The sequence below is a fragment of the Bacillus sp. GbtcB14 genome (assembly GCF_019091205.1).
GTDB lineage: Bacteria > Bacillota > Bacilli > Bacillales > Bacillaceae_G > Bacillus_A > Bacillus_A cereus_AG.
In genome coordinates, this window is the sequence record NZ_JAGXJT010000004.1 from 266994 (window position 1) to 290922 (window position 23929).

Here is a 23929-nt window from a genome sequence, read left to right on the forward strand (position 1 = left end):
AATTTCGACACTGGCTTAAAAACTCCTTCTAACTTTTTAAAAAAAATTAGTGGAATTGCGATTTTTTTATCGTTTTTTGTTGAAATGAAAAGATGCATCGTTTCTATCTTTATTTTATCCTATTAACATCGTGAATAACGAATATAACTGTGGACAATTCGTTACAGAAAAGAAACAACTTTTTGACAACTTGATTCATAACAAAAACCCCTTGCAAAAAACAAGAGGTTCTACCACATATATATAACGTTGCCACAAACGCAGCTTTCTCTTCCCAAAAACAATATCCCTACAGTTTTACAACATTAGCTGCTTGTGGTCCACGTGCTCCATCTACAATGTCAAACTTAACTTGTTGCCCTTCTTCTAATGACTTATATCCATCTTGTTGAATAGCAGAAAAATGCACAAATACATCATCACCATCTTCACGCTCAATAAACCCAAATCCCTTTTCTGCATTGAACCATTTCACTCTTCCTTGCATGTTCATTCCATTCCCTTCACTCTAAAAATCAGGGCATTCGCCCTATAATTTGACTATAACGAATGACAACTTACGAAGTCAAAGAAGACTTATCGTCTTTTTATTATCCCTTTCGACAGTTACAGATCAACTTCTACAGAGCGTCAAACTAGAAACTTCTCTTGCTCCTCTATCGTATAAAAGACTTCCAATTTGTCTAACTGTAATTCCTGTCGTATATACATCATCAATGAGTAAAATGTGTTGACCATGAAACATCTCTTCTCCCTGAAAATAAAAAGGATTACTTCCCGAAAGCCTTTCTTTACGTGTCTTCTTACTTTGTTTTTCTGTTTCCTTTCTTCTTAATGATGAATAGAAAGTTTTGACAGGCAAACAAGTTGCTAATAACTCTGCCTGATTAAAACCACGTTCATATTCCCGTTCCCTACTAAGTGGAACAGCAATAACACTTGAAACGTTCGTAAAATGTTTTTGAAATAGCTCCCGAAAGGATCGATGAAAAATATGAACTAACTCTGCATCCCCCCGAAACTTAAACTGCGCTAATATTTTTTTCATCTCATCATCGTACACGTGCAAAGAACGATTTTTAAAAGGACGATACTTCTCCTCATTTATCCACCTTACGCAATCCATACAAATATCATTTTCTTTATATTCGGAAGGAAAGTCCTCTAAAGGTCGCCCACACTCAATGCAAATCTCTCCTATAATATAGGAAAGTTTCCGCTCACATCTGTCACATATATATTTTTTATGAGGCTTTATAAAAAAGGTGTACCAACTAACTGTTTCCAACATATACTCATCACAAAGTAGACAATGCATTAATCGATTAACCCTTGTTCTTTTGCCTTTTTGTTCATACTTTGAATATGTTTTTTCGCGCGTACCATCGCCTCTGTCTTACCGTAATGAAAATAAATAACCTCACCATAAGGTTCTTCAAAACTACGACCTGCTCGACCTGCAATTTGTACGAGCGCGCTTTCTGAAAATATTTCTTCTTCTGCTCCTAACACCGCAACTTGTAAATTCTTCACCGTTACTCCTCTCTCTAAAATTGTCGTTGTAACTAATAACGGAATTTCTCCCTTTCTGAAAGCTGCTACTTTTTCTTTTCTCATCGGATCTTCTGCATGTACACCATCGATTCTATGATCCAACGTTTTCAATATCAGGCTCAATTCTTCTATATATCGCACATGAGGAACAAATAAAAAAATGGGATGTTTTTTGTTTACGTACATTTCTAACCATTGTAGTAAAACTCGAGGGATTTTTTTATGATGAAGGCTTTTCTTCCAATTTCCGCACCAGCAAAATAGAGGAACTGGTAACGGGTGACGATGGTATCGCCCTGAGACAATAATACCTTTTTGTTTCCCGCTTCTGAAATTACGCTTCCACTTTTCATCGGGAGTTGCCGTTAAATAAATACGCGCCGCTTTCTCTTTCATTGCTTGTTGCACTGCATACTGTAACATTTGATCCGCATGATACGGGAAGGCATCTATCTCATCTACAATCATGACATGAAACGCTCTATAGTAACGTAACAATTGATGAGTCGTTGCAACTACTAACGCTGCATCTTTGTCCCTATCTTCACTTCCTCCGTATAAGGAAGCTACATTTACATTTGGAAACACTTTTTGTAATCTCGGCGCTAATTCCAGTACAACGTCTGTTCTGGGCGTTGCGATACAAACTCTTTCTCCTTTTCGCAATGCCTCTTCCATACCGTAAAATAACATTTCTGTCTTTCCAGCCCCGCACACAGCCCAAATAAAAAAAGAGTCTTTCTGCTTAATAGCTTCTATAACACCTTGCGCCGCCAACTCCTGACCGGTAGACAAAGTCCCGTTCCACTGTAATGGATTTAAACTTTTTTCTCCTTTTCTTTCAGCAATCCAACGAACGAGTACAGCACATTCACTTACCCTCCCCATCGTTATACACTTCCGGCAATACGTACATACTTTACTGCACCTCTTACATAAAAATGACGCAAATAGTCGCTGCTCTATATTACCGCAGCGCTGACATATATATTTAGAAGCCTTCTTTATTACACCTTGTACACATACGACCTCCCTCTTCTTTTTCAACTCTTGTAATGTATCCCGTAAATCTGAAGAGAGTTCCTCTAATAGTAACTGTTTCCCTGCTAACATCAGCAACCACCTCCAGCACTACTATAAACCCTTCTCATAATCTCGTAAAAACTCAAAAAAGCCGATAACCTACTTATAAAATAGTAAGCTATCGACTTTATACACATGTTTTATTCTTTTATAAATCCTAGAATCGACCGTATCCTAAGAAATGTTTTTGGTTGTAGCTACTGCTTAAGCTAGCGTAAGCAATCCCTTTATCACCAGCATGAATCATTTGGCCATTCCCAACGTAAATACCGATGTGAGATGGACCTGGTTTATAAGTACCTTGGAAGAATACTAAATCTCCAGGTTGTGGGCTACTTACTTTAGAAACTGAATTCCAGTAACCTGCAACGTCTTGACGTCCTACACCGAAGATGTAAGAAATGAATCCACTACAGTCAAAACCACCGTTTGATGGAGATGCACTTCCCCAAACATATGGTAAACCTAAGTAGCTCTGCGCTTTACCAATTACACCACCCGCATTTGAAGCTGGTGCTGGCTCTGCTTGTTTCTTTTCTTGCTTAGGTGCTTCTGTTTTAGGTTCCTCTTTTTGAGCTTGTCCACCGTTGTTTGCTGGCGCAGCTTGCTGAGCAGGTGCAGCTTGTGCTGTAGGCGCTTGCGCATCTTTAGCAGCTTGTTCTGCTTGTTTTTGAGCAGCAGCTTCTTGTGCAGCTTTTTCTTGTGCTTCTTGTTCAGCAATACGTTGTAATTGCAATGCTTGTTTTTCAAGATCTTTCAATTGACTTTCCGTACTTGTCATTGAAGTTACAACTGTATCCATTTTGCCGCTTAAATCATTTACTGCTGTTGATTTTTTCGCTTTTTCAGCGTCAAGTTCTTTCTTAGCAGTTTCAATTTGAGCTTGTGCTTCTTTTAATTCTTTTTGCTTTGTTTTTACCGTTTCAACATCTTTTTTCACGTTCGCTTGATCTTCTTGTTGTGTTTTCATGATATCTTCGTCAGACTCAAGAATTTTAGAAACAGAAGCTAAACGATCAACTAGATCTGCAACGTTTTTAGAGTTTACAAGAACTTCTGTTACAACATTTGTATTTGGTTGTTCTTGAAGTGCAACTAAACGTTTTCTTAATAACTCTTCACGTTTTGCAATTTTCGTTTGTAGTTCTGCAATATCTTTATTTTTATTTTCAATTAATTGCTCAGTATCAGCAACTTTTTTAGTTGTTTCATCAAGCTTTGAAGCATTCTCTTGAACAGACTTATCCAAACCTTGAATTGTTTTATTTAAGTCATTCATTTGTTTTTGTAATTCGTCACGTTCTTGTTGTTGTTTATGTAAAGTGTCATTTTGTGTATTAATTTGTGATTTCACGTCAGAAATCTTATCTTCTGCAAATACATTTGGTGTTAGTCCTGAAAACATTAACCCTGCAACTAATGCGCAAGATGCCATTTTTAGCTTTTTCATTTTATTTTTTACACCGCTTTCTTTTGTCTTTTTTCCGTATATAACCTATAAAATTTATACCATAATTCGGGATTTTTTTTGCTAATGTTACGCTATTGTAAAACAAATGTAATATTATATGTAACTCTATCGCAAAATATGCATATTTTTGTATGTATGTGTAGAATTTCAAAAGATTTTTATAAGCAAAGAAAAAACGCAAGGTTTCCCTTACGTTTTGTTAAATACACTAATCCAAATGAAATCAAAACGTTATTTCATCCATTTCTCAGCCCAATTTTGGACTTCATCCATAACACTTTCTAACGCTTTCCCTTTGTCAGTTAAGCCGTACTCGATTCGAACTGGTACTTCTGGGTAAACATTACGAACTACAATGCCTTCGCTTTCCAATTCCTTTAAACGCTCTGACAACATACGATCGCTCATATTTGGTATAATATCTGCGATTTCTCTAAAACGTTTTGACTCTTCAAGCAAAGATTTAATAATTAAGCCAGTCCATTTTTTACTAAGCAAAGTAAAAGCTGACTCAAACTTTGGACATAAACAAGAATTATGCTCCATATCTTTCACCTCTCTTTCATTATAATATAGTTTCTTGTAAAAAGTAAGTTATAAAACTTTCCTCATTATTTTATTTTACCATTTCCAAATATTAACTTGTCAACTACAGGCAAAATACCCGTAAAAAAACCCTCTTCAAAAAGAGAGCTTTTGATATCTTTATTACTTCGTATACCATCCAAGACCTAATGCACCTTCACCCAAATGCGTACCAATTACAGCACCAAAATAACCTGTTCGGATTGTGACATGAGGATATTTTGCTTCTAATTCTGCCTTCCATTCATTCGCTTCCTCTTCACGTTGTGCATGAATGATAACTGCTTCCATAGGTAAACCTTGACTTGCTTGCTCATCAAAAATTTCAACAATTCGTTTTAACGCTTTTTTACGTGTACGAATCTTTTCAAATGGAATAATGATTTTATCTCTAAAATATAAAACGGGCTTCACTTGTAACAAACTACCAATGAAGGCTTGTGCACTATTTAATCGTCCGCCACGTTGTAAATGATGTAAATCATCCACTACAAAATAAGCGTCCATCGTTTGCTTCATTTCATCAAAACGGGCAACGATCTCTTTCGGATCTTTTCCTTCGCTTGCTAATTTTGCCCCTTCACGTACATAGAATCCTTGTACTTCACAACTAATTTCAGAGTCGTACGTATATACATCAATACCCTCTACCATTTGCCCGGCTGTCGTGGCCGTTTGATATGTACCACTAATCCCACTTGAAAGATGAATGCTAATAACCGCATCGTAATCCTTAGATAGTTCTTCAAATAACTCAACAAACTTTCCGATTGCTGGCTGAGAAGTTTTCGGAAGTTCTTCTTGCTCACGTACTTTTACATAGAAATCATCTACTGAAATTTCAGCTTCTTCTTGATAAGATTCCGTTCCAAACACAACGTTTAATGGAATCATATATATATTGAGTTCATCACGAATATGCTTCGGTATATATGCTGTACTATCAGTAACAATAGCTGTTTTCATTTGCGTACCTGCCTTATAAAAAAGTTTTTATTCCCTAAGTTTACACGAAAACTAAAAATGGTGCATCCATACATGAAAATGCCGATTTGGAATTATACTCACCATCTCGACAAATTACAACAAAAAGGGGAAATACTCACCAAAAATTTCAACTTATTTATAAAAAATGTTTGAATATAAAAACGCTCGCTTTTAAAATGTAAAGTACTAGTCATTTTGGTAGATAGGGGCGTATACGAGTGTTATTACAATATTTAACAATCAAAGACTACGGTGAGCATGAAATTGTCATTCAAAAATCAAGATTTATTTGTTATGTTAGCAGAGCTACAACCGAAGAAGAAGCTCAAGAGTTTATACAAAAAATAAAAAAACAAAATTGGAATGCCACACATAATTGTTCTGCGTATTTGATTGGCGAACAAGATCAAATCCAAAAAGCAAATGATGATGGAGAACCTAGCGGTACAGCTGGCGTACCTATGTTAGAGGTACTAAAAAAACGCGGTTTAAAAGATACCGTCGTTGTCGTTACACGCTATTTTGGTGGCATTAAACTTGGCGCAGGTGGATTAATTCGCGCATATGGAAAATGTACAAGTGAGGGTATTAATCATGTTGGTGTCGTTCAGCGAAAACTAATGCGTGTTATGCAGACCGAAATTGATTACACATTACTTGGCAAAATTGAAAATGAATTACGTAATTCGAAATATGCCATTAAAGATATACATTATCTCGAAAATGTCACATTTGATACGTATGTAGAAGAAGACGGAAAACAAGCATTCACAGATTGGATGATTGAGTTAACAAATGGGAAATGTACAATTACAGAAGGAGATATGTTGTACTTAGAACAAGATGTTATCTAAGAATAGCTATATTATCACCTTTAAAGATTAATGTAGTGAATTACTTTCCTACAAATGAACTAAGGAGATTATATATGGAAGAACGTTATTATCATCTCCAAAATAGCAGAATAAAAAAGAAACGAAGAAGAAAGTTTTTCTACTTCCTTATTTTCGTATTTTTATTTGGTGGTGTAGGACTTTATATATTAAATTCCTACTCTTCTCTCATGGGGATGTATAGTGGTTTTACTCGTCAAAAATCGGACTTGAGAACCGAAGATGTAGAAATTACAAAGGAGCCTTTTACACTCCTCATTATGGGTATAGAAGATTATGCAACGGACGGTCAAAACGGTCGTACAGATTCATTAATGTTTGCGACCGTCAATCCGAAAACTAAAAAGATTTCGCTTATGAGTATCCCTCGTGATAGTCGCGTTCCAATTGTTGGTAAGAACAAAGAGGACAAAATTAACGCTGCGCACGCTTACGGCGGAGAAGAAATGGCAATCAAAACGGTCGAAGGTTTTCTAAAAGTTCCTGTAGACCATTATATTAAAATTGATTTCCAAGGCTTTAAAGGTATTGTTGATGCTGTTGGCGGTGTTACTGTTGATGTCCCATTCGATTTTTGGGAGCGTTCGGACGTGGATTACTACAAAAAAATCGAATTTAAGCAAGGACAACAAGACTTAAATGGGGAAGAAGCACTCGCATACGTACGTATGCGAAAGCAGGATCCAAACGGCGATTATGGTCGGGCTGCTAGACAAAGACAATTACTAGCCGCTGTTGCTCAAAAACTAAATTCAGCCTCTACCGTATTTAAAATTAAAGATTTAACAGCAGTCGTTGGAAAATATATAAAAACTGACATTCCTATTTCTGACGGACTTGCACTTTACAATAAACTATCTGGGTTTGATCCTTCTACAATACAAACGCTCAAACTTGAAGGAGAAGACAAAAAAATAGGTGGTATTTATTACTTCCTTCCAGATCCAATCGGTGTAGAGACAGTACGTAACGAAATTAAAAAAGAATTAGGAGAAACAGCAAACACTCAAGAAAATCCAACTAAAAAAACCGAATCAAATCCTTCTTCCAATTCTAACTCTGACGAAAAAGCAAAGAAAGAAACGAATCAGAATCAGAACAAAACACCAACTGAGCCACCTCCTTCTACGAATGCTCATGCAGAGTGGATTATGAGAAATCAGCAATAACAAAAAGAGCCAAATCACATATGATTTGGCTCTTTTTCATTTACTTATTAAAGTGTTGTAAAATTGCTTCTACAATACGCTCTGATGCACGGCCATCACCGTAAGGATTAGATGCTTTTGACATCTTATCATGAGCTTCTTTATTTGATAACAACTCATCCGCAAGACCAAAGATTGTCTCTTCGTCTGTTCCTGCTAATTTCAATGTACCTGCTTCAATACCTTCTGGGCGCTCTGTTGTATCACGAAGAACAAGAACCGGTACACCTAGTGACGGCGCTTCCTCTTGTACACCACCAGAATCAGTTAACATTAAGTATGAACGAGCTGCAACATTGTGGAAATCAATTACATCTAGCGGCTCAATTAAATGAATGCGGCTATGATCGCCTAAAATATCATTCGCTGTTTCACGAACAACAGGGTTCATATGAACAGGATACACAACTTGTACGTCCTCATGCTTATCAACAAGACGTTTAATTGCTCGGAACATATTACGCATTGGCTCTCCTAAGTTTTCACGACGGTGAGCTGTCATAAGTACAAGACGATCATTTCCAAGTTTCTCTAGTACAGGATGACTATATGTTTCTTTTACAGTCGTTTTTAGTGCGTCAATCGCTGTATTTCCTGTTATGAAAATGCGTGACTCATCTTTATTTTCTTTTTGTAAGTTCGTTGCCGATTTTGCTGTAGGCGAGAAATGAAGATCTGCCATTACGCCTGTTAATTGGCGATTCATCTCTTCTGGGTATGGAGAATATTTATCCCATGTACGAAGTCCTGCTTCGACATGACCTACTGGAATTTGATTATAGAAAGCAGCTAAACTTGCAATAAATGTTGTCGTTGTATCACCATGTACAAGTACAATATCCGGCTTTGCTTCTTTCATTACTTTATCCAAACCTTCTAAACCACGCGTTGTAATATCAATTAAAGTTTGGCGATCTTTCATAATATTCAAATCGAAATCTGGTGTAATTCCAAAGATACTTAACACTTGGTCTAACATTTGACGATGTTGCGCTGTTACAGTCACAATTGATTCAATTTTGTCTGTATGCTTCTGCAACTCTAACACAAGAGGTGCCATTTTAATTGCTTCTGGACGTGTCCCGAAAATTGTCATTACTTTTAAACGTTCAGTCATTTCATTGCCTCTTTTCTTTCACTAGTTACAAATTCTATTATGACATATAAGAATATTCATGAATACATGCCTTTTTAACGAATAACGGAAAATTCCCTCTTACAAATACTTTCTCTTCCAACAGAATAATAATCTATTCCTTGCTTCTTGACATCCTCAATAGTATAACAATTTCTTCCATCAAATAAAATAGGCTCTCTCATAAGTTGTGCGTACTTTTCTAACGGATAAGTTCGAATAGATTCCCATTCTGTCATGATAAAAGCCGCACTCGCTCCTCTAATCGATTCATCTATACATTCGCTATATTGTATAGTCTCTCCAAAGATATTTTTCATATTTTGAATTGCCTTCGGGTCATATAGAACTACATCCGCACCTATATGAATTAATTCTTGTATCATAATAAGAGACGGTGCGTCTCTTATATCATCAGTATTCGGTTTAAATGCCGCTCCCAGCACCGCAACCCGCTTCTTGTTCATATTTAATACTTTCTTCGCTTTCTCAATCAATAACAACTGTTGTTTATTATTCACTTCAATGACTGCTTTTAACAAGCGAAAATCATGCGCCACATTCCCTGCAATTTGCACAAGGGCTTTCGTATCTTTTGGAAAACACGATCCCCCATAACCAATGCCCGCATTTAAAAAAGAAGCCCCGATTCTCTTATCCATTCCCATCCCTTGTGCAACGTCTAATACATCGGCTCCTACCTTCTCACATATATTTGAAATTTCATTGATAAAACTAATTTTTGTCGCTAAAAAAGCATTCGATGCATATTTAATCATCTCTGCACTTTTTATATCTGTAACATACGTTTTTAAGCGTAATTCACTATACAAATTCTCCACTTTTCGTGCCGCTTCCTCATTATCTGCTCCAATTACAATACGATCTCCCTGAAAAAAATCGTAAATCCCTGAACCTTCCCGTAAAAACTCTGGATTCGATACGATATGTAATTCATATCTATTTTGTAATTTCTTCTCAATCCATCCCCTCATAACATCATTTGTACCTACAGGAACCGTACTTTTCGTAACGACAATAATATCGTTCGTCGCATATGTCCCGATGTCGTCACAAGCACTTCGAATATATGTTAAATCCGCTGTCCCATCTAATAAAGATGGCGTTCCAACTGCAATAAATATAAATTCTGCATCGTAAAATGCTTTTACTCTACTTGTTGTAAAAGTTAAACGATCATTCTCACATGCATCATTTATTAATTCATATAAACCCGCTTCATAAATAGGTAGATCTCCTTGCTTTATCCGTTCAATTTTTTCATCATTTATATCAAAACATGTGACTGAATGGCCTAACATTGCCAACCCTACTCCTGTAATCAATCCAACGTATCCGGTACCTATTATCGTAATTTTCATTTCCTTTTCGCACAGGAATATACAATAGAAAATATACGAATACATAGAATTCTCCCTGTGCTTCCCCCTCTCACATTAAAAATGAGAAAACTCTTTTACTTCTTTATTATATGAATTACTTTTTCCATTCTTTTTTAAGTTTTTGTAAAATTACATGCAAGAATATAAAATGAAACTTTATTCAGTGAGGGGCATCCATCCTCCACTAATTATTAATTAAACCAATCGAGATTTTACAGGAATTAAGGTTCCCACATAACGTCTTCTCTCCAACTGATTTTTGAGGTAAAAGCCTTACTGCCCGTTCCTGTGGATGAATTCCCATATTTTAACACGGAACTTACTCATTTCTACGTGTAACACTTATAATACTGAAATAAAAGTATTCACTATCGAAGAAAAAGAGAAAATGTCATATTCCAAAGTCCAATACGATTAACCTTCTCAAATGATTCAACATTCTATATACAATTGTCATATATTCTATCTGCTTCCATTTACCGTAAACAGAAAAAAAGATTGAATTCTAATCTTTTTGTGATACCATATGTTATGAGCCTGTAAATAAACATCATAATTTTCAGATAAATACATTAAAAAAAATTACGTTAGACTATAAAAGGGTGGGGTATTAATGGACTCACAAGTGATTTATGCCATTTTGGCATCTTTCATCACTGTACTCATCGTTACTCCTTTAGTTATTAAGTTAGCTTTTAAAATAGGAGCAACAGATAAGCCAAACGCTCGTAAAGTACACCAAAAGATTATGCCTCGTCTTGGCGGATTAGCGATATTTATTGGTGTAGCTGTAGGATTTGTTGTCGGCGGCTTATATGAACAAAGAATGTTATCGATAACGCTAGGTGCGATTATCATTGTAATCATCGGTATTTTAGATGATATGTACGAGTTATCTGCGAAGGTAAAATTCGGTGGACAACTATTAGTTGCCATGATGATTGTAAAAAGTGGATTATTAGTGCAAGTATTATATATTCCAATCCTCGGGGATACTGAACTCGGATGGCTTGCTTATCCAATTACAGTATTTTGGATTGTAGGTATTACAAATGCAATCAACTTAATTGATGGCTTAGATGGGTTATCTGCTGGTATTTCATCTATCGTACTTGCAACGCTAGCATATATGGCCTTCACTAGCCCATGGGGCACTGGAGCCGCTATTATTTTACCACTAGCATTAATTACATTAGCAAGTACAATTGGATTTTTATTCTACAACTTCCATCCAGCAAAAATTTTCATGGGAGATACAGGTGCACTATTTTTAGGATACTGTATTTCTGTTATATCGTTACTCGGATTATACAAAAGTGTAACGTTATTCAGCTTTATCGTTCCAGTTATCATTTTAGGCGTACCCGTATTTGATACGACATTTGCAATTATCCGCCGTATCGTAAATAAAAAACCTATTTCAGCACCAGATAAATCGCATTTACATCACCGTTTACTTGCAATGGGCTTCTCTCATCGTAAAACGGTACTAATTATATACGCATTCGGTATTTTCTTTAGTGTAAATGCAATCATTTTCTCTAGTGCGACATTATGGTTATCCATTATTCTTCTTTTCGTTTTAATCTTCTTTACAGAAATTATTGCTGAAGTAATTGGGCTTGTACATGAACGTTACAAACCACTTATTTCCTTTTATAAAAAAGTGAAAAAACGCGAAGACTAATTGTAGTATAGCCTTTACAATTATGAAATATTCAAATAGCATCCTCTTTCTTATAAGAGGATGCTATTTTTTATTTTTTACTCCTCATTTCATATTTCCAAAATATAGTTTGTTTGAGAGTCCCACTATTGGAGAAAGATATACATAATAAGAAAAGGATTATATTTTCTTTTTTACATCTTGATTGTCAAACTGAGGGTGAATGTTATGATCAAGCGAGTATTTCAATACATTATTTTATTTTTAACGATTACTATGTACGCGTCATCTCATGCAGGAGCAACTACAATGATCCCTGCTGAACATCATTCAAATACTGAAACTACCTCTCCTATCCAAAAAATCGCGTACTTAACATTTGATGACGGACCAAACAAATATACTACGCAAATTTTAAACATCTTAAAAGAAAAGAACGGAAAAGCAACTTTCTTTGTTATTGGTGGAAAAGTGCCACATTATAAAAAAACAATGCAACGATTAATTAAAGAGGGGCATTATATCGGACTTCACAGTATGTCACACGATGTAAAACGCCTTTACACTGGTGATCCATCCACTTTAATTACAGAAATGGAACAAACACAAAATATTGTTCAGCAAGTTACAAAATTAAATACACATCTCGTTCGTGTCCCGTATGGTAGCATGCCTTACTTAAAAAAGAATTACCGTGATGCACTTGTATCCGCCCAGTATAAAATGTGGGATTGGACAATCGATACATATGACTGGAAAAGCTATGACAATCCTTCTGCCATACTAGAAAGAGTACGTAATCAGAGCGATGAACAAGTCGAAGTGATTTTAATGCATGATTCGAGTGTAACCGTACAAATATTGCCCAAAGTAATTGATTACTTACAGTCACAAGGATACAAACTTCTTCCCTATAATCCATCTTCTCACCTCGAAGTGAACTTTTGGAAAGACACAAGATTGTAACAGCTTTAGTGCCTATGTGCTAAAGCTGTTTTATTTTTCTCTTCCCACCCTTCCCATTTTTGTGTAAAATTTTAAATAGTGATGAAGTTTCGAGGTGAATAGAAATGAAACGAATAGATCTCATTTTTAACGCAATACAAGAAGGCAATTATATAGAAGGTGTAACCGCATCAGAACTCGCTACCCTGTTGCAACTAGATCGCGCTAATGTAAGTAGCGACTTAAACAAACTTGTAAAAGATAAACGTTTATTAAAAACAAATACGCGTCCTGTTCGTTTTTATATAGAAACGAACGCTTCGTTGGAAACGCATTCAAAGGAAATGACTTCATTAGATACATTTGCAATTGAAAATACAAGCCTTAAAATCGCAATCGAAAAAGCGAAAGCTTCGATTCTCTACCCTCCAAACGGCATGCATACTTTACTGCTAGGAGAAACAGGAGTCGGAAAATCTATGTTCGCTTCTTTAATGCACGAATATGCAATTGAAGTTGAACAGCTTCCTAAAAATGCACCATTTATCGTCTTTAACTGTGCTGATTACGCAAATAATCCACAGCTACTACTGGGGCAATTATTTGGGATTAAAAAAGGAGCTTATACAGGGGCAAGTGATCAAAAAGGGTTAATTGAAAAAGCACATGAAGGAATCCTTTTCTTAGATGAAGTACATCGCCTTCCTCCAGAGGGACAAGAAATGCTTTTCACCTTTATTGACCGCGGGGTATACCGCCGCCTTGGAGAAACAGAAAACGAGCGTAAAGCACACGTATTGATCATTACTGCAACAACAGAAGAACCAAATTCATTTTTATTAAAAACATTTACAAGACGTATACCGATGACTGTCACGCTGCCACCACTTCGTGAACGTACACATAAAGAACGATTTGCTTTACTGCAACTATTTTTCACAAATGAAGCAATCCGCCTGCGAAAAGAAATTCACGTTAGTCCGAATACAATGCGTGCTTTCGTCTTTTACAATTGTCCCAATAACATCGGTCAATTAAAAACGGATGTACAAATTGCCTGTGCGAAAGCCTATTCTGACTTCGTGACAAAGAAACGTGACTCTGTCTATGTTTCAAGTACAGATTTACCTTGGTATATGAAGGAAGGGTTATTCATTGAAAGAAAGAGCCGTCATCTATACCAAATACCAAATGAAACATTTGTATTTACAGGTGATGAAGGTTGGAGTAATCATAAAACAGAAAATGAAAAACAGTCTTCTATTTACGATTATATTGATTATAAATATGAAGAACTTCAAGCTCGCGGTATTGAAGAGGACGAATTAGAATTACTAATAGAAAATGATCTTCAAAGCTTTTTCGTACAATATTTTAACCAAATATCAAAAAAGACAAGTCATGAAAATGTTTTTAAAATTGTGGATCGTAATATCGTTTCCGTTTGTGAAAAAATTGCGGAACTTGCTGAAAAGCATTTATCCAAGACGTTTGATGAAAAAGTATTTCTCGCTTTAAGTTTACATGTACAGACAACTCTACAACGTTTGCAAGCAGGAAAACAAATTCATCACCCACAATTAAATCAAATTCGTACGAAATATAAAGAAGCTTTTTCCGTAGCTATGCAATGCATTCAACTACTGGAAGACGAATTACAAATAACAATGCCTATCGATGAAGCAGGCTTTTTAACAATGTTCTTCGTTGTTGATCCAATTCCTGCCTCACAAACAGAAGTAAAAGTATTAATATTAGCACACGGCAACGGCATCGCAACAGAAATGGCAAACGTCGCAAACGAGTTGCTCGGCATTGAGGAAGTAACCGGTATCGATATGCCGTTACATGAATCGCCGAAAGATTTCTTAGAGCGTGTGAAAGTGTATATGAAAACACTCCAAAATGTAAATGGACTTCTTTTACTCGTTGATATGGGCTCGCTCGCTTATATTGGTGATATATTAGAAACTGAGTTCAAAATTCCGGTACGTGTTCTTTCCATGACAAGCACTCCACATGCACTAGAAGCAGCTCGAAAAGCTCAGCTTGGCTACTCATTAGATGCATTATATGAAACAGTGAAGAACTTAACACCGTTTTACTTGAACGTACAAGAAGAAAAGAAAAAGCCACTATCACCAATGAAATCTGTTATTTTAACAGCTTGTTTAACTGGGGAAGGCAGTGCATTAGCTATTCAAAAAATGTTAGAAAACTATTTGCGATTTGACAAAGACTTAATTGAAATTATTCCGATTAGTATCGTCCATGAAAAAGATTTAACGAAAATGATTGAGAACATAAAAAAAGAGCGAAATATCATTTGTATCGTCACGAATTTCGATGTGCAAGTACCCTGCTTAACATATCATTTCCAAGACATTGTAAACTACACAGCGATTCAGCCAATTCAAGAACTAATTACGTATGAAGAAACATATGCAAAAATGGCTGATATTCTTGAACAACAGATGCAGCGAAACGACGGAGCATTACTTATTAAAACAATTCGTTACGCATTAAATACAATTCAAGAATTAATTTCCTTACAGCTAGCTCCTGACAGCTTAATGGGTGTGATTCTGCATATGAGCTGTATGGTTGACCGTCTTCAAAAAGGAGAAAGCCTCCTCCCTCATCCAGATAAAGAAAAACGAAGACAAGATGAATACTGGATGTATATGAAAGTGAAAAAAGCATTACAACCGATTGAAAATACATTTGAAATACAAATACCTGATGACGAAGTATTTTATGTCATGGACTTCTTCATTAAAAATCAGCCTGTAAAAAATTAATCGAGGCAGTTTTTTAATATATCGACCGTAACCCAGATTATATCAGCGATTTTTCAAATATATCGGCGTAACCTGGATTATATCAGCGATTTTCAAAATATATCGATACCGACAATAATCGCTAAAATTTGCACCTTATAGCAGAAAAGGCTGTTCCAAAATATGGACAGCCTTTTTTCTACTTCTTTACTTTTCTGATTCTCCCCCTAATTTCGCCCTTCTTATTGGATTTCGTATAAACATTTACATATACATTCGCCTGAATGATTTCTTGAAGTAAGTTATCAAACGCTCGCCCCTGTAAAGGCCCTTCAAAATCCTCCACATTGACTACACCGGTCACGACTCCTTCACTTACACTAATACCTTGCTTTAGCGGACCAAACAAATTTAAAACAACTGGACCAATTTGATCCACTTTCCCTAAATGAATTTGGCATGATGTAACTTTTTCGATATTTTTCAATATGATCCGATATTGTAATTTCTTTAAATCATCACTAAATATAAACTCTGTTACACCATAAGCTTCTGTATTTACAGGAGGTATTTCCCTCTTACCTGTTAACCTCGCAAAGAAATGTGTTGTCATACGGGCATTCTCCTTATATAAATTTCCCAGCACTACTTCTACTACTTTATGGTTTATACATAATCATTTATGACTTTTTCAAGTTTTAATTACGAAGAAAAGATTCACACAATCTTTACATTAGAATCGTTCCTTTTGCTTTACTACCTCTTGTATAATGCACATAGAAAAACATTCTAGGAGGTACTTTTGAAAAATAACAAATACACTTTTCACACATTATTAGAGATTTTTCTCGTCTCATTTAAATTAGGGCTTACTTCATTTGGTGGCCCTGTCGCCCATCTCAGCTATTTCCACCATGAATACATACAAAAAAGAAAATGGATGGATGAACGAAGCTATGGAGATTTAGTAGCACTATGCCAATTCCTTCCTGGCCCTGCTAGCAGTCAAGTCGGTATGGGGATTGGATTACTAAGAGGTGGTTTATTAGGAGCTATTGTTTCATGGATTGGATTCACGCTACCGTCTGTGCTTGTTTTGGTTTTCTTCGCCTCGTTCCTTAATCAGTTCGATCTTGGAAGTGCTGGCTGGATTCATGGACTAAAACTTGTAGCAGTCGCTATTGTTGCTCATGCCATATGGGGAATGGCACAAAAATTAACGCCAGACCGAAATCGTGCGACCATCGCAATTGTAACTGCCGCAATCGCTTTACTATGGCCAAACAGCTGGACACAAGTCATTCTCATTATAATATCTGGCTTTATCGGCTGGTTTTTATATCGCAATCAACCAATTAGCCAATCTCAACATATAAAAGTACCTATTTCAAAAAAGATAGCAGTTTCTTGTCTCATCTTATTCTTCGGACTATTACTGCTGCTACCAATATTAAGACCGTTCTCTTATTACATCGCTTTATTTGATAGTTTCTATCGCTCTGGCGCACTTGTATTTGGAGGAGGACACGTCGTGCTGCCCCTTCTTGAAGGTGAGTTCGTACAAAACGGCATGATGACGAAAGAACAGTTCCTAGCTGGATACGGATTAACACAAGCAGTACCAGGACCACTATTTACATTCGCCTCTTATATAGGAGCAGTGTTAAACGGGACGCTTGGGGCCATACTTGCAACAATTGCAATCTTTCTCCCTGCCTTCCTGCTCGTTATTGGTGTTTTACCGTTTTGGAACAGTGTGAGAAAAATATCTTACATACAAGGCGCACTACTTGGAGTCAATGCAGCCGTTGTCGGTATTTTACTAGCAGCTTTTTATGATCCTATTTGGACAAGCACAATTATGAACGCTGTAGATTTTGTTTTTGCATCTCTTCTATTTTGCTTGCTCGCTTTTTGGAAAACACCACCTTGGGTTATCGTTATAATCGGAGCCTTTGGCGGATATATTCTATCCATTTTGTAAATAAAAAACGACGGCATTATATAGCCGTCGTTTTTCTATTAAAACTTCACAAGCTCTATTCCTTCAGGCAACTCGCTTTCTGTTAAAATACGCAATTCTTTCACACGATCCATTACGTAAGAAGAACGCTTCACAAGCTCTGGATCAATATAAGCTGGATGAACCATAATTTCTACCGTTTGTTCACCTTGTACTCTTTCTTGTAACTTCACAAAGTAATCTTCCGTCACACCATCTGCGTAAAAGTCACTGTAGAACACGTCGGAAAATGGGCGTACTGCTCGCTCTTCCTCACAACGACGAATTGGAACATTATATTTTGCAGCTAATCTCTCAAGAACATCGTGCAAAATTGGCAATCCATGCACGTGATGATGACTATCTAAATGAGTTGGTGTTAATCCGTAAGATAAAAACTTCTCAATTTGAGCAGTCCATTCTCTCTCAACTTCTTCTGGATTTATATTCCCTTCCCTTACAACACTTTGTTTATGAAACGATCCGTCGCTACCTACAAGTGATGGTACGTCTCCAAGAAGTGGTTCTCCTGCCGTTAATACGAGATGTACACCTACTCCGAGTAGGTTATACTCTTTCGCTAAGCGTACCGCATGCTCTGTTCCTGGCATATTCATCATCATCGTCGTTGAATTTACAAGTCCATTTATATGTCCATCAATAATGCCGTAATTTGTACCTTCTGTAAGACCGAAATCATCTGCGTTTACAATTAACTTAATCATTCTAATACCTCCTAATAGAATAAAAAAAGCGGGCTAAATAGCGCCGCTTTATTTCTCTACCTTTTTGAAGAACTGCGGAAGATATTCTTTATGTGCTTCCAACATTTCATCTAAAATTTGTTTTGCAACTTTATCTGATGGTACAAGTGGATTAATTGTCATAGCAAGCAGCGCTTTATGATAATCCCCTGTAACAGCAGCTTCAATTGTTGTGCGCTCAAATGATTTAATTTGCTGTACTAAACCGCGAACTGGTACGGGAAGATCTCCAACTGCAATTGGTTTTGGGCCTTCTTTCGTAATAATACAGTTCACTTCAACAGCTGAATCATGTGGTAAGCTTGCAATTGTTCCGTTGTTTCGTGTATTAACAGGCTGGATATCACCTTTATTATTGTAAATAGACGTAATTAAGCTACACGCTGCGTCACTATAATAAGCTCCGCCACGTTTTTCTAATTGTGGTGGTTTAATATCTAAGTTCGGGTCTTTATATAACTCAAATAAATCATTTTCTAATTGTTTTACTACTTCTGCACGTGTACCTTTTTCAACAGAAGCTTCTTTTTCTTCTTCTAACATTTCACGTGTTTTGTAGTAGTAACGATGGTATGGACATGGAATTGCACGAAGTCCTCGAATAAAATCTGGCTCCCAGTTAAGCGCTGCGATATTTTCCATCGTAATTTGCTTTTCTGGATCTGTCACAAGCTCTAACACACGGTCCATTACACTTACGCCATCTAAATATACGTCTAGTCCGTATACCATATGATTTAAACCTGCGAAATCAACGTGGACACGACTTGCATCTACTTCAAGTAATCTCGCAAGGCCCATGCGGATTCCGATTGGAACGTTACATAGACCAACTACTCTTTGAATATTTGTATAACGAAGAACTGCCTCTGTTACCATACCAGCTGGATTTGCAAAGTTAATTAACCATGCATTTGGACAGAGCTCCTCCATATCTTTACAAATATCTAAAATAACAGGAATCGTTCTCAACGCTTTGAATAAACCACCAGGACCATTTGTTTCCTGACCGATTACATCATATTTTAATGGGATTGCTTCATCTTTTGCACGAGCTTCTAATAAACCTACGCGAAGCTGCGTTGTTACGAAGTCAGCATCCTTTAATGCCTCGCGGCGATCAAGTGTTAAATGTACCTCGATTGGTAAACCAGATTTTTTCACCATACGTTTCGCTAAGTTACCAACGATTTCTAACTTTTCTTTTCCTGCCTCAATATCTACTAACCAAATTTCACGAACAGGAAGCTCATCATAACGCTTAATAAATCCTTCAATTAACTCTGGTGTATAACTAGATCCACCGCCGATTGTAGCAATTTTAATTCCAGTCATGCTTTATTCCCCTTTCGCTTCTAACTTTTTATAAAGGTCAATAAATTCTGCTGCTAATTCTTTTACTGTAATCGCATTCATTAAATGATCTTGTGCATGAATTAAAAGAACACTAATCTCTGTTTTTTCTCCTCTTGCTTCTGATTGTATGAGCTCTGTTTGGAAATGATGCGCTTCATTAATCGCTTCTTTCGCCTTTACCATCGCTTCATCAGCTTCTGCCATTTTCCCCTGTTTGGCAAATTGAAGTGCCTCCATTGCAAAGCTTCGTGCATTACCACTATTTAAAATTAATTGAAATGGAATTTGTTCTGCTGTAGTCATCATAATTACCGCCCTCTCTATAAGGTTCAACCGATTTAAATACCCCTTCAGTTTGAACATGTCTATTAAAGTATGAATTTATTAATGATAGTTTAGTGTTCATATAGATGTTTTTCATCTTTTTGAACATGATATAAAGGTAATTATTCTGACGAGCTATAAGAACTCGCCAGAATAATATTTTTTAAAGTGATACTGAATTGTCGCTTCCTTTTGTTTCAGCTTTTGCAGCCTGTACATAAGTACGGTCACACATTAATACGAATGGATAGTAAATTACTACCGCGATTGCAAAGTTTACCACTTGTAGTGCTGCACCAGCGATGCTTCCGCCCGCTACAAGATAACCACTAAAGATTGGTGGCATTGTCCAAGGAACTAAAGCAACTGTTTTTGGTACCCACCCTAAAGAAATCGCTGTATAAGAAGTAATTACTAATACAACCGGTGTAAGTACGAATGGAATGATTAACGCTGGATTTAATACGATTGGTGTACCGAAAATAACTGGTTCGTTAATATTGAAGAAACCAGGACCGATAGATACGCGACCTACACCACGAAGTTGCGCACTTTTTGCAACAAGCATTACCGCTACTAAGAATGCTAATGTTGCACCTGATCCGCCGATGTATACGTATACATCAAAGAATGGCTTTGTGAAAATGTGCGGTACATCATATGCAGACATACCATCGTTAAATAATTTAATGTTCTTTTCTAGTGCTGGTAAATAAATTGGGTCGATAATACCACCGATAATATTAGGACCATGTAATCCGAAGAACCATAATACGTGAATAAGTAATGCGATAATAATTGCACTTGGTAACGTACCTGCTAAACCTTGTAATGGTAATTGAATTGTTTCAAATACGATTTTATGAATACTTGTTCCCGCTAATTTCACAGCTAACTGAATACTTGCTGTTACGATTAAAATAACGAATGCTGGAACTAATGCTGCGAATGATTTCATTACTGCTGGTGGAACACCATCTGGCATCTTAATTGTAATATCCCTTTGAACAAAGAACCTGAATACCTCGGTTACAAGAAGAGCTACAATGATAGAAACGAATAAACCTTGTGATCCTGTCCAAGCTAAATCAATACCGCCTTCTTTTGGCGTTGTCGGAGATATAATAATTAATGCACCGAATGTAATAATTGCTGCTGACAACGCGTCTACACCGTAAGATTTCGCTAAATTATAACTTATCCCAACTGCGGCTATGAGAGCTAATATTGCAAAGGACCCTGTCCACATACCACCGCCGATATCTTTCCAAACATCCCCAAATGCACCCTTCATAAGTTTTTGGAATGCATCAACTGGTAGATTATTTATAAGTACTGCAAACGATCCAACTAAAATAAGAGGCATAACTGCGATAAAACCATCACGGATTGCAACTAAATGACGCTGCGATCCGATTCTTCCTGCGACTGGAACTAAATATTTCTCCATAAATGCAATAAATTTTTGCATTTCGCTTCCCCCCTAATTATTTTTTAAGTGTCAATGCGTGATCTAAAACTGCTTCTCCATTCATCATGCCGTAGTGCATTGGATTAATAACATCGATTCCAACGTTTCTCTCATCAGCAAGCGTTTTCATTGAAGAAAGCATGTAACGAACTTGTGGTCCTAGTAATAATACATCTGCTTGATCGATATTCGTTTTTACTGCATCCCCAGATACAGCCCAAATCTTTCCTTCTAGACCGCGAGCTTTTGCAGCCGCTTCCATTTTTGTAACTAGTAAACTTGTAGACATCCCTGCTGAACAACATAATAAAATATTCATTTGAAAATCCCCCTTGTGTAGTATAAAAAATTTATGTTTATTTATTTTTCTTTACGCTATTTATTAATGCAATTAGCGTGCCAACTTTTTAAAACCACTAAAATCAGTGCTTTTTCGAGCATTTTCTTTGTGTGTTAACGCTTTCAATTAGTGTGTTACTCAAAAAACACACAGTGTGTTATAAAACAACACGCTTTTAACACATAACTGTATGAAAATAGATTAGTGTTTAGTTGTCTAGTTGTGTTTAAACTCAAAAAATACACTAAAAAATTTTTTAGTGAAAAATAATTTATTATTTTTACCCTTTATTTAATGAAATAAAAAAACCTTGCATACGCAAGGTTCATTCAGCTGCTGCCATCTTCCTATATAATTCTACAAATTCACTCGCTAATTCCTTTACCGTAATTGCATTCATTAAATGATCTTGCGCGTGCACCATCAGAAGAGTAACTTCGGTTTTCTCACCACCAGCTTCTTTCTGTATGAGATCCGTTTGTACACGGTGCGCCTCTTTTAATTCCTCTAACGCTTCTTGTAATTTCGCTTCTGCTTCTGTAAATTCTCCACGCTTTGCGCAATCAATCGCTTCCATTGAGCAACTTCTCGCATTTCCTCCATGCAAAATTAAATGAAAAGCCTTCGTTTCTATCGTATCCATTTTAGTTCTTTACTCCCCCTTTTCTTCCGCTACTTTTTGTTTATCCCATATTTTTAAGAACGGTAAATAAATGACAAACGCCAGTGCAAAGTTAATGAGTTGCAAAATAACACCTGAAATTTTGCCACCCGATCCTAAATATCCACTAAATAGAATTGGTGTCGTCCAAGGTACAGCAGCTCCACTCGGGCGAGCAACTAATCCCCATTCCATCGCAAAGTAAGAAACAATCGTTAACACAACCGGAACCAATATAAATGGAATTAATAAAATTGGGTTCATTACAATCGGCATACCAAAGGTTACCATCTCATTAATATTAAATATGCCAGGCGCAATTGACAATCTCCCTAAACTCTTTAATTGCTGACTTCGCGCAAATAGTAACATTCCTACAACTAAAGCAAGTGTTGCACCGGAACCGCCCATATAAATCCATAAATCAAAAAACTGTGCAGTAATCGTATTTGGTATATCTTGCCCTGCTTGGTAAGCAACTCGGTTTTGATCCATTAACGACAACCAAACCGGACTCATTACACCACCAACAATAGTAGCTCCATGAATTCCACATGACCAAAGAACATGAACGAGAATAACAGCTATTATTGCGCCCCAAAAACTAGCACCAAGTACACTAAGTGGTTCCTGTAAAATTTGCCCCACAATATTATGGATACTGCCAAAAGAAGTATTTTCTATAATTAAGCGTAAAATCCAAATAACCGTTACAACAATAAATCCTGGAACAAGCGCGGCAAATGAACGTGTGACAGCTGGTGGAACTGTCTCTGGCATCTTTATAATTATCTTTTTTTGTACAATAAACCGATAAAGTTCAGTAGATATAAGTGCAATAATCATTGCTACAAATAACCCTTGGCTCCCCATTAATGCAGCTGGTATAGCACCTTCTACAAGTACACTCTCTTTTGTACTTGGTATAATATATGCAACTTGAAATGGCGTCGCAAGTAAAAACGTCACAAGTGACAATGCCCCAGACGCTAAAGCATCGACTTTATAATATTCCCCCAACCTGTAAGCGATTCCAAAAACAGCTATTAAAGCCATTATATTAAAAGTTGCACTAACTGGATACCCCAAAGCCCTCTGCCAATTCTCCCCAAACAAACCTGCCATAAAATCATTATAACCTGGTATTGGTAAAGCACTAATGATGAGGAAAAATGATCCAATAATTAAGAAAGGCATCGTCAATACGAGTCCATCACGAATTGCTAGCAAATGCCTCTGCTCTGCAACTTTCCCTGCTACCGGCATTACATATTTCTCTAAAAACCGTATCATCTATCCCA

22 protein-coding genes are annotated in these 23929 nt (G+C 36.6%); 6 read left to right on the top strand and 16 right to left on the bottom strand.

What is annotated here, in order from left to right; translation table 11 throughout:
• Nucleotides 1–289 precede the first annotated feature (289 nt).
• The 6 genes from cspC to KVT31_RS14050 all read right to left on the bottom strand — a co-directional run bounded on the left by cspC (nt 290) and on the right by KVT31_RS14050 (nt 5659).
• Nucleotides 290–487, bottom strand: a complete 198-nt coding sequence (gene cspC / locus KVT31_RS14025; protein WP_044439520.1) for a cold shock protein CspC — start codon at nt 485–487, stop codon at nt 290–292.
• A 126-nt stretch (nt 488–613) separates the two neighbouring features.
• Complete coding sequence (locus KVT31_RS14030) at nt 614–1318, bottom strand: ComFC family protein (RefSeq protein ID WP_088098405.1); 705 nt, start codon at nt 1316–1318, stop codon at nt 614–616.
• Nucleotides 1318–2667 carry an ATP-dependent helicase ComFA gene (gene comFA, locus KVT31_RS14035; RefSeq protein ID WP_088098406.1) on the bottom strand — a complete coding sequence of 450 codons (1350 nt, stop codon included), beginning with the start codon at nt 2665–2667 and terminating at the stop codon, nt 1318–1320. Before comFA ends, KVT31_RS14030 begins: the two co-directional genes overlap by 1 nt.
• Nucleotides 2668–2794: 127 nt before the next feature.
• Nucleotides 2795–4087 carry a C40 family peptidase gene (locus KVT31_RS14040; RefSeq protein WP_088098407.1) on the bottom strand — a complete coding sequence of 431 codons (1293 nt, stop codon included), beginning with the start codon at nt 4085–4087 and terminating at the stop codon, nt 2795–2797.
• Between the two features lie 252 nt (nt 4088–4339).
• Nucleotides 4340–4654, bottom strand: a complete 315-nt coding sequence (locus KVT31_RS14045) for a winged helix-turn-helix transcriptional regulator (RefSeq protein WP_000400857.1) — start codon at nt 4652–4654, stop codon at nt 4340–4342.
• A 162-nt stretch (nt 4655–4816) separates the two neighbouring features.
• Nucleotides 4817–5659: a DegV family protein gene (locus KVT31_RS14050; RefSeq protein ID WP_088098409.1), complete on the bottom strand. Its 843-nt coding sequence runs from the start codon at nt 5657–5659 to the stop codon at nt 4817–4819.
• Nucleotides 5660–5898: 239 nt separating this feature from the next.
• Here KVT31_RS14050 and KVT31_RS14055 point away from each other — a divergent pair, with 239 nt between their 5' ends.
• Complete coding sequence (locus KVT31_RS14055; RefSeq protein WP_061679333.1) at nt 5899–6534, top strand: YigZ family protein; 636 nt, start codon at nt 5899–5901, stop codon at nt 6532–6534.
• A gap of 74 nt (nt 6535–6608) precedes the next feature.
• A complete protein-coding gene (locus KVT31_RS14060; RefSeq protein ID WP_088098410.1) occupies nt 6609–7742 on the top strand; it encodes an LCP family protein in 1134 nt (377 codons plus the stop codon).
• 40 nt (nt 7743–7782) lie between these two features.
• Here the strand turns inward: KVT31_RS14060 and wecB are convergent, their stop codons facing one another.
• Both wecB and KVT31_RS14070 read right to left on the bottom strand, forming a co-directional pair.
• Nucleotides 7783–8898 carry a non-hydrolyzing UDP-N-acetylglucosamine 2-epimerase gene (gene wecB / locus KVT31_RS14065; RefSeq protein WP_088098411.1) on the bottom strand — a complete coding sequence of 372 codons (1116 nt, stop codon included), beginning with the start codon at nt 8896–8898 and terminating at the stop codon, nt 7783–7785.
• A gap of 74 nt (nt 8899–8972) precedes the next feature.
• On the bottom strand, nt 8973–10343 hold the full coding sequence (locus tag KVT31_RS14070; protein ID WP_098343398.1) for a UDP-glucose dehydrogenase family protein: 1371 nt from the start codon (nt 10341–10343) through the stop codon (nt 8973–8975).
• Nucleotides 10344–10932: 589 nt separating this feature from the next.
• On the opposite strand from KVT31_RS14070, the gene KVT31_RS14075 reads away from it, so the two are divergent.
• The 3 genes from KVT31_RS14075 (at nt 10933) to KVT31_RS14085 (ending at nt 15731) form a co-directional block, all read left to right on the top strand.
• Nucleotides 10933–12006, top strand: coding sequence for a glycosyltransferase family 4 protein (locus KVT31_RS14075; protein WP_076541576.1), 1074 nt, complete (start codon nt 10933–10935; stop codon nt 12004–12006).
• Nucleotides 12007–12213: 207 nt separating this feature from the next.
• Nucleotides 12214–12951 (top strand): polysaccharide deacetylase family protein, encoded by a 738-nt coding sequence (locus KVT31_RS14080; protein ID WP_088098412.1) that lies wholly within the window; start codon nt 12214–12216, stop codon nt 12949–12951.
• A 104-nt stretch (nt 12952–13055) separates the two neighbouring features.
• Nucleotides 13056–15731 carry a sigma-54-dependent transcriptional regulator gene (locus KVT31_RS14085; protein WP_088098413.1) on the top strand — a complete coding sequence of 892 codons (2676 nt, stop codon included), beginning with the start codon at nt 13056–13058 and terminating at the stop codon, nt 15729–15731.
• Nucleotides 15732–15909: 178 nt separating this feature from the next.
• Here the strand turns inward: KVT31_RS14085 and exsM are convergent, their stop codons facing one another.
• Nucleotides 15910–16323, bottom strand: coding sequence for an exosporium regulatory protein ExsM (gene exsM, locus KVT31_RS14090; protein WP_088098414.1), 414 nt, complete (start codon nt 16321–16323; stop codon nt 15910–15912).
• A 189-nt stretch (nt 16324–16512) separates the two neighbouring features.
• On the opposite strand from exsM, the gene KVT31_RS14095 reads away from it, so the two are divergent.
• The gene (locus KVT31_RS14095) at nt 16513–17694 is read left to right on the top strand and encodes a chromate transporter (protein ID WP_088098415.1); all 1182 of its coding nucleotides are present in this window, start codon (nt 16513–16515) and stop codon (nt 17692–17694) included.
• Between the two features lie 38 nt (nt 17695–17732).
• Here KVT31_RS14095 and chbG read toward each other — a convergent pair whose 3' ends face one another.
• The 7 genes from chbG to celB (KVT31_RS14130) all read right to left on the bottom strand — a co-directional run bounded on the left by chbG (nt 17733) and on the right by celB (KVT31_RS14130) (nt 23921).
• Nucleotides 17733–18437, bottom strand: a complete 705-nt coding sequence (gene chbG, locus KVT31_RS14100; protein WP_088098416.1) for a chitin disaccharide deacetylase — start codon at nt 18435–18437, stop codon at nt 17733–17735.
• A gap of 48 nt (nt 18438–18485) precedes the next feature.
• A complete protein-coding gene (gene celF, locus KVT31_RS14105; protein ID WP_000145762.1) occupies nt 18486–19811 on the bottom strand; it encodes a 6-phospho-beta-glucosidase in 1326 nt (441 codons plus the stop codon).
• Between the two features lie 3 nt (nt 19812–19814).
• Nucleotides 19815–20138 (bottom strand): PTS lactose/cellobiose transporter subunit IIA, encoded by a 324-nt coding sequence (locus tag KVT31_RS14110; protein WP_000989050.1) that lies wholly within the window; start codon nt 20136–20138, stop codon nt 19815–19817.
• 181 nt (nt 20139–20319) lie between these two features.
• A complete protein-coding gene (celB, locus tag KVT31_RS14115; RefSeq protein ID WP_001168854.1) occupies nt 20320–21627 on the bottom strand; it encodes a PTS cellobiose transporter subunit IIC in 1308 nt (435 codons plus the stop codon).
• A gap of 16 nt (nt 21628–21643) precedes the next feature.
• Nucleotides 21644–21946, bottom strand: a complete 303-nt coding sequence (locus tag KVT31_RS14120; RefSeq protein ID WP_001023569.1) for a PTS sugar transporter subunit IIB — start codon at nt 21944–21946, stop codon at nt 21644–21646.
• 346 nt (nt 21947–22292) lie between these two features.
• Nucleotides 22293–22610, bottom strand: a complete 318-nt coding sequence (locus tag KVT31_RS14125; RefSeq protein ID WP_088098417.1) for a PTS sugar transporter subunit IIA — start codon at nt 22608–22610, stop codon at nt 22293–22295.
• A 9-nt stretch (nt 22611–22619) separates the two neighbouring features.
• Nucleotides 22620–23921: a PTS cellobiose transporter subunit IIC gene (gene celB / locus KVT31_RS14130; RefSeq protein ID WP_088098418.1), complete on the bottom strand. Its 1302-nt coding sequence runs from the start codon at nt 23919–23921 to the stop codon at nt 22620–22622.
• Nucleotides 23922–23929 lie beyond the last annotated feature (8 nt).

What these genes read in the sequence shown, in the direction of transcription:
- exsM (WP_088098414.1), bottom strand. Translation starts at nt 16,323, where the DNA reads ATGACAACACATTTCTTTGCGAGGTTAACAGGTAAGAGGGAAATACCT.
- KVT31_RS14085 (WP_088098413.1), top strand. Translation starts at nt 13,056, where the DNA reads ATGAAACGAATAGATCTCATTTTTAACGCAATACAAGAAGGCAATTAT.
- KVT31_RS14110 (WP_000989050.1), bottom strand. Translation starts at nt 20,138, where the DNA reads ATGATGACTACAGCAGAACAAATTCCATTTCAATTAATTTTAAATAGT.
- chbG (WP_088098416.1), bottom strand. Translation starts at nt 18,437, where the DNA reads ATGATTAAGTTAATTGTAAACGCAGATGATTTCGGTCTTACAGAAGGT.
- KVT31_RS14080 (WP_088098412.1), top strand. Translation starts at nt 12,214, where the DNA reads ATGATCAAGCGAGTATTTCAATACATTATTTTATTTTTAACGATTACT.
- celB (WP_001168854.1), bottom strand. Translation starts at nt 21,627, where the DNA reads ATGCAAAAATTTATTGCATTTATGGAGAAATATTTAGTTCCAGTCGCA.
- KVT31_RS14120 (WP_001023569.1), bottom strand. Translation starts at nt 21,946, where the DNA reads ATGAATATTTTATTATGTTGTTCAGCAGGGATGTCTACAAGTTTACTA.
- KVT31_RS14075 (WP_076541576.1), top strand. Translation starts at nt 10,933, where the DNA reads ATGGACTCACAAGTGATTTATGCCATTTTGGCATCTTTCATCACTGTA.
- KVT31_RS14045 (WP_000400857.1), bottom strand. Translation starts at nt 4,654, where the DNA reads ATGGAGCATAATTCTTGTTTATGTCCAAAGTTTGAGTCAGCTTTTACT.
- KVT31_RS14030 (WP_088098405.1), bottom strand. Translation starts at nt 1,318, where the DNA reads ATGCATTGTCTACTTTGTGATGAGTATATGTTGGAAACAGTTAGTTGG.
- KVT31_RS14070 (WP_098343398.1), bottom strand. Translation starts at nt 10,343, where the DNA reads ATGTATTCGTATATTTTCTATTGTATATTCCTGTGCGAAAAGGAAATG.
- cspC (WP_044439520.1), bottom strand. Translation starts at nt 487, where the DNA reads ATGCAAGGAAGAGTGAAATGGTTCAATGCAGAAAAGGGATTTGGGTTT.
- comFA (WP_088098406.1), bottom strand. Translation starts at nt 2,667, where the DNA reads ATGTTAGCAGGGAAACAGTTACTATTAGAGGAACTCTCTTCAGATTTA.
- celB (WP_088098418.1), bottom strand. Translation starts at nt 23,921, where the DNA reads ATGATACGGTTTTTAGAGAAATATGTAATGCCGGTAGCAGGGAAAGTT.
- KVT31_RS14040 (WP_088098407.1), bottom strand. Translation starts at nt 4,087, where the DNA reads ATGAAAAAGCTAAAAATGGCATCTTGCGCATTAGTTGCAGGGTTAATG.
- KVT31_RS14050 (WP_088098409.1), bottom strand. Translation starts at nt 5,659, where the DNA reads ATGAAAACAGCTATTGTTACTGATAGTACAGCATATATACCGAAGCAT.
- KVT31_RS14060 (WP_088098410.1), top strand. Translation starts at nt 6,609, where the DNA reads ATGGAAGAACGTTATTATCATCTCCAAAATAGCAGAATAAAAAAGAAA.
- celF (WP_000145762.1), bottom strand. Translation starts at nt 19,811, where the DNA reads ATGACTGGAATTAAAATTGCTACAATCGGCGGTGGATCTAGTTATACA.
- wecB (WP_088098411.1), bottom strand. Translation starts at nt 8,898, where the DNA reads ATGACTGAACGTTTAAAAGTAATGACAATTTTCGGGACACGTCCAGAA.
- KVT31_RS14125 (WP_088098417.1), bottom strand. Translation starts at nt 22,610, where the DNA reads ATGGATACGATAGAAACGAAGGCTTTTCATTTAATTTTGCATGGAGGA.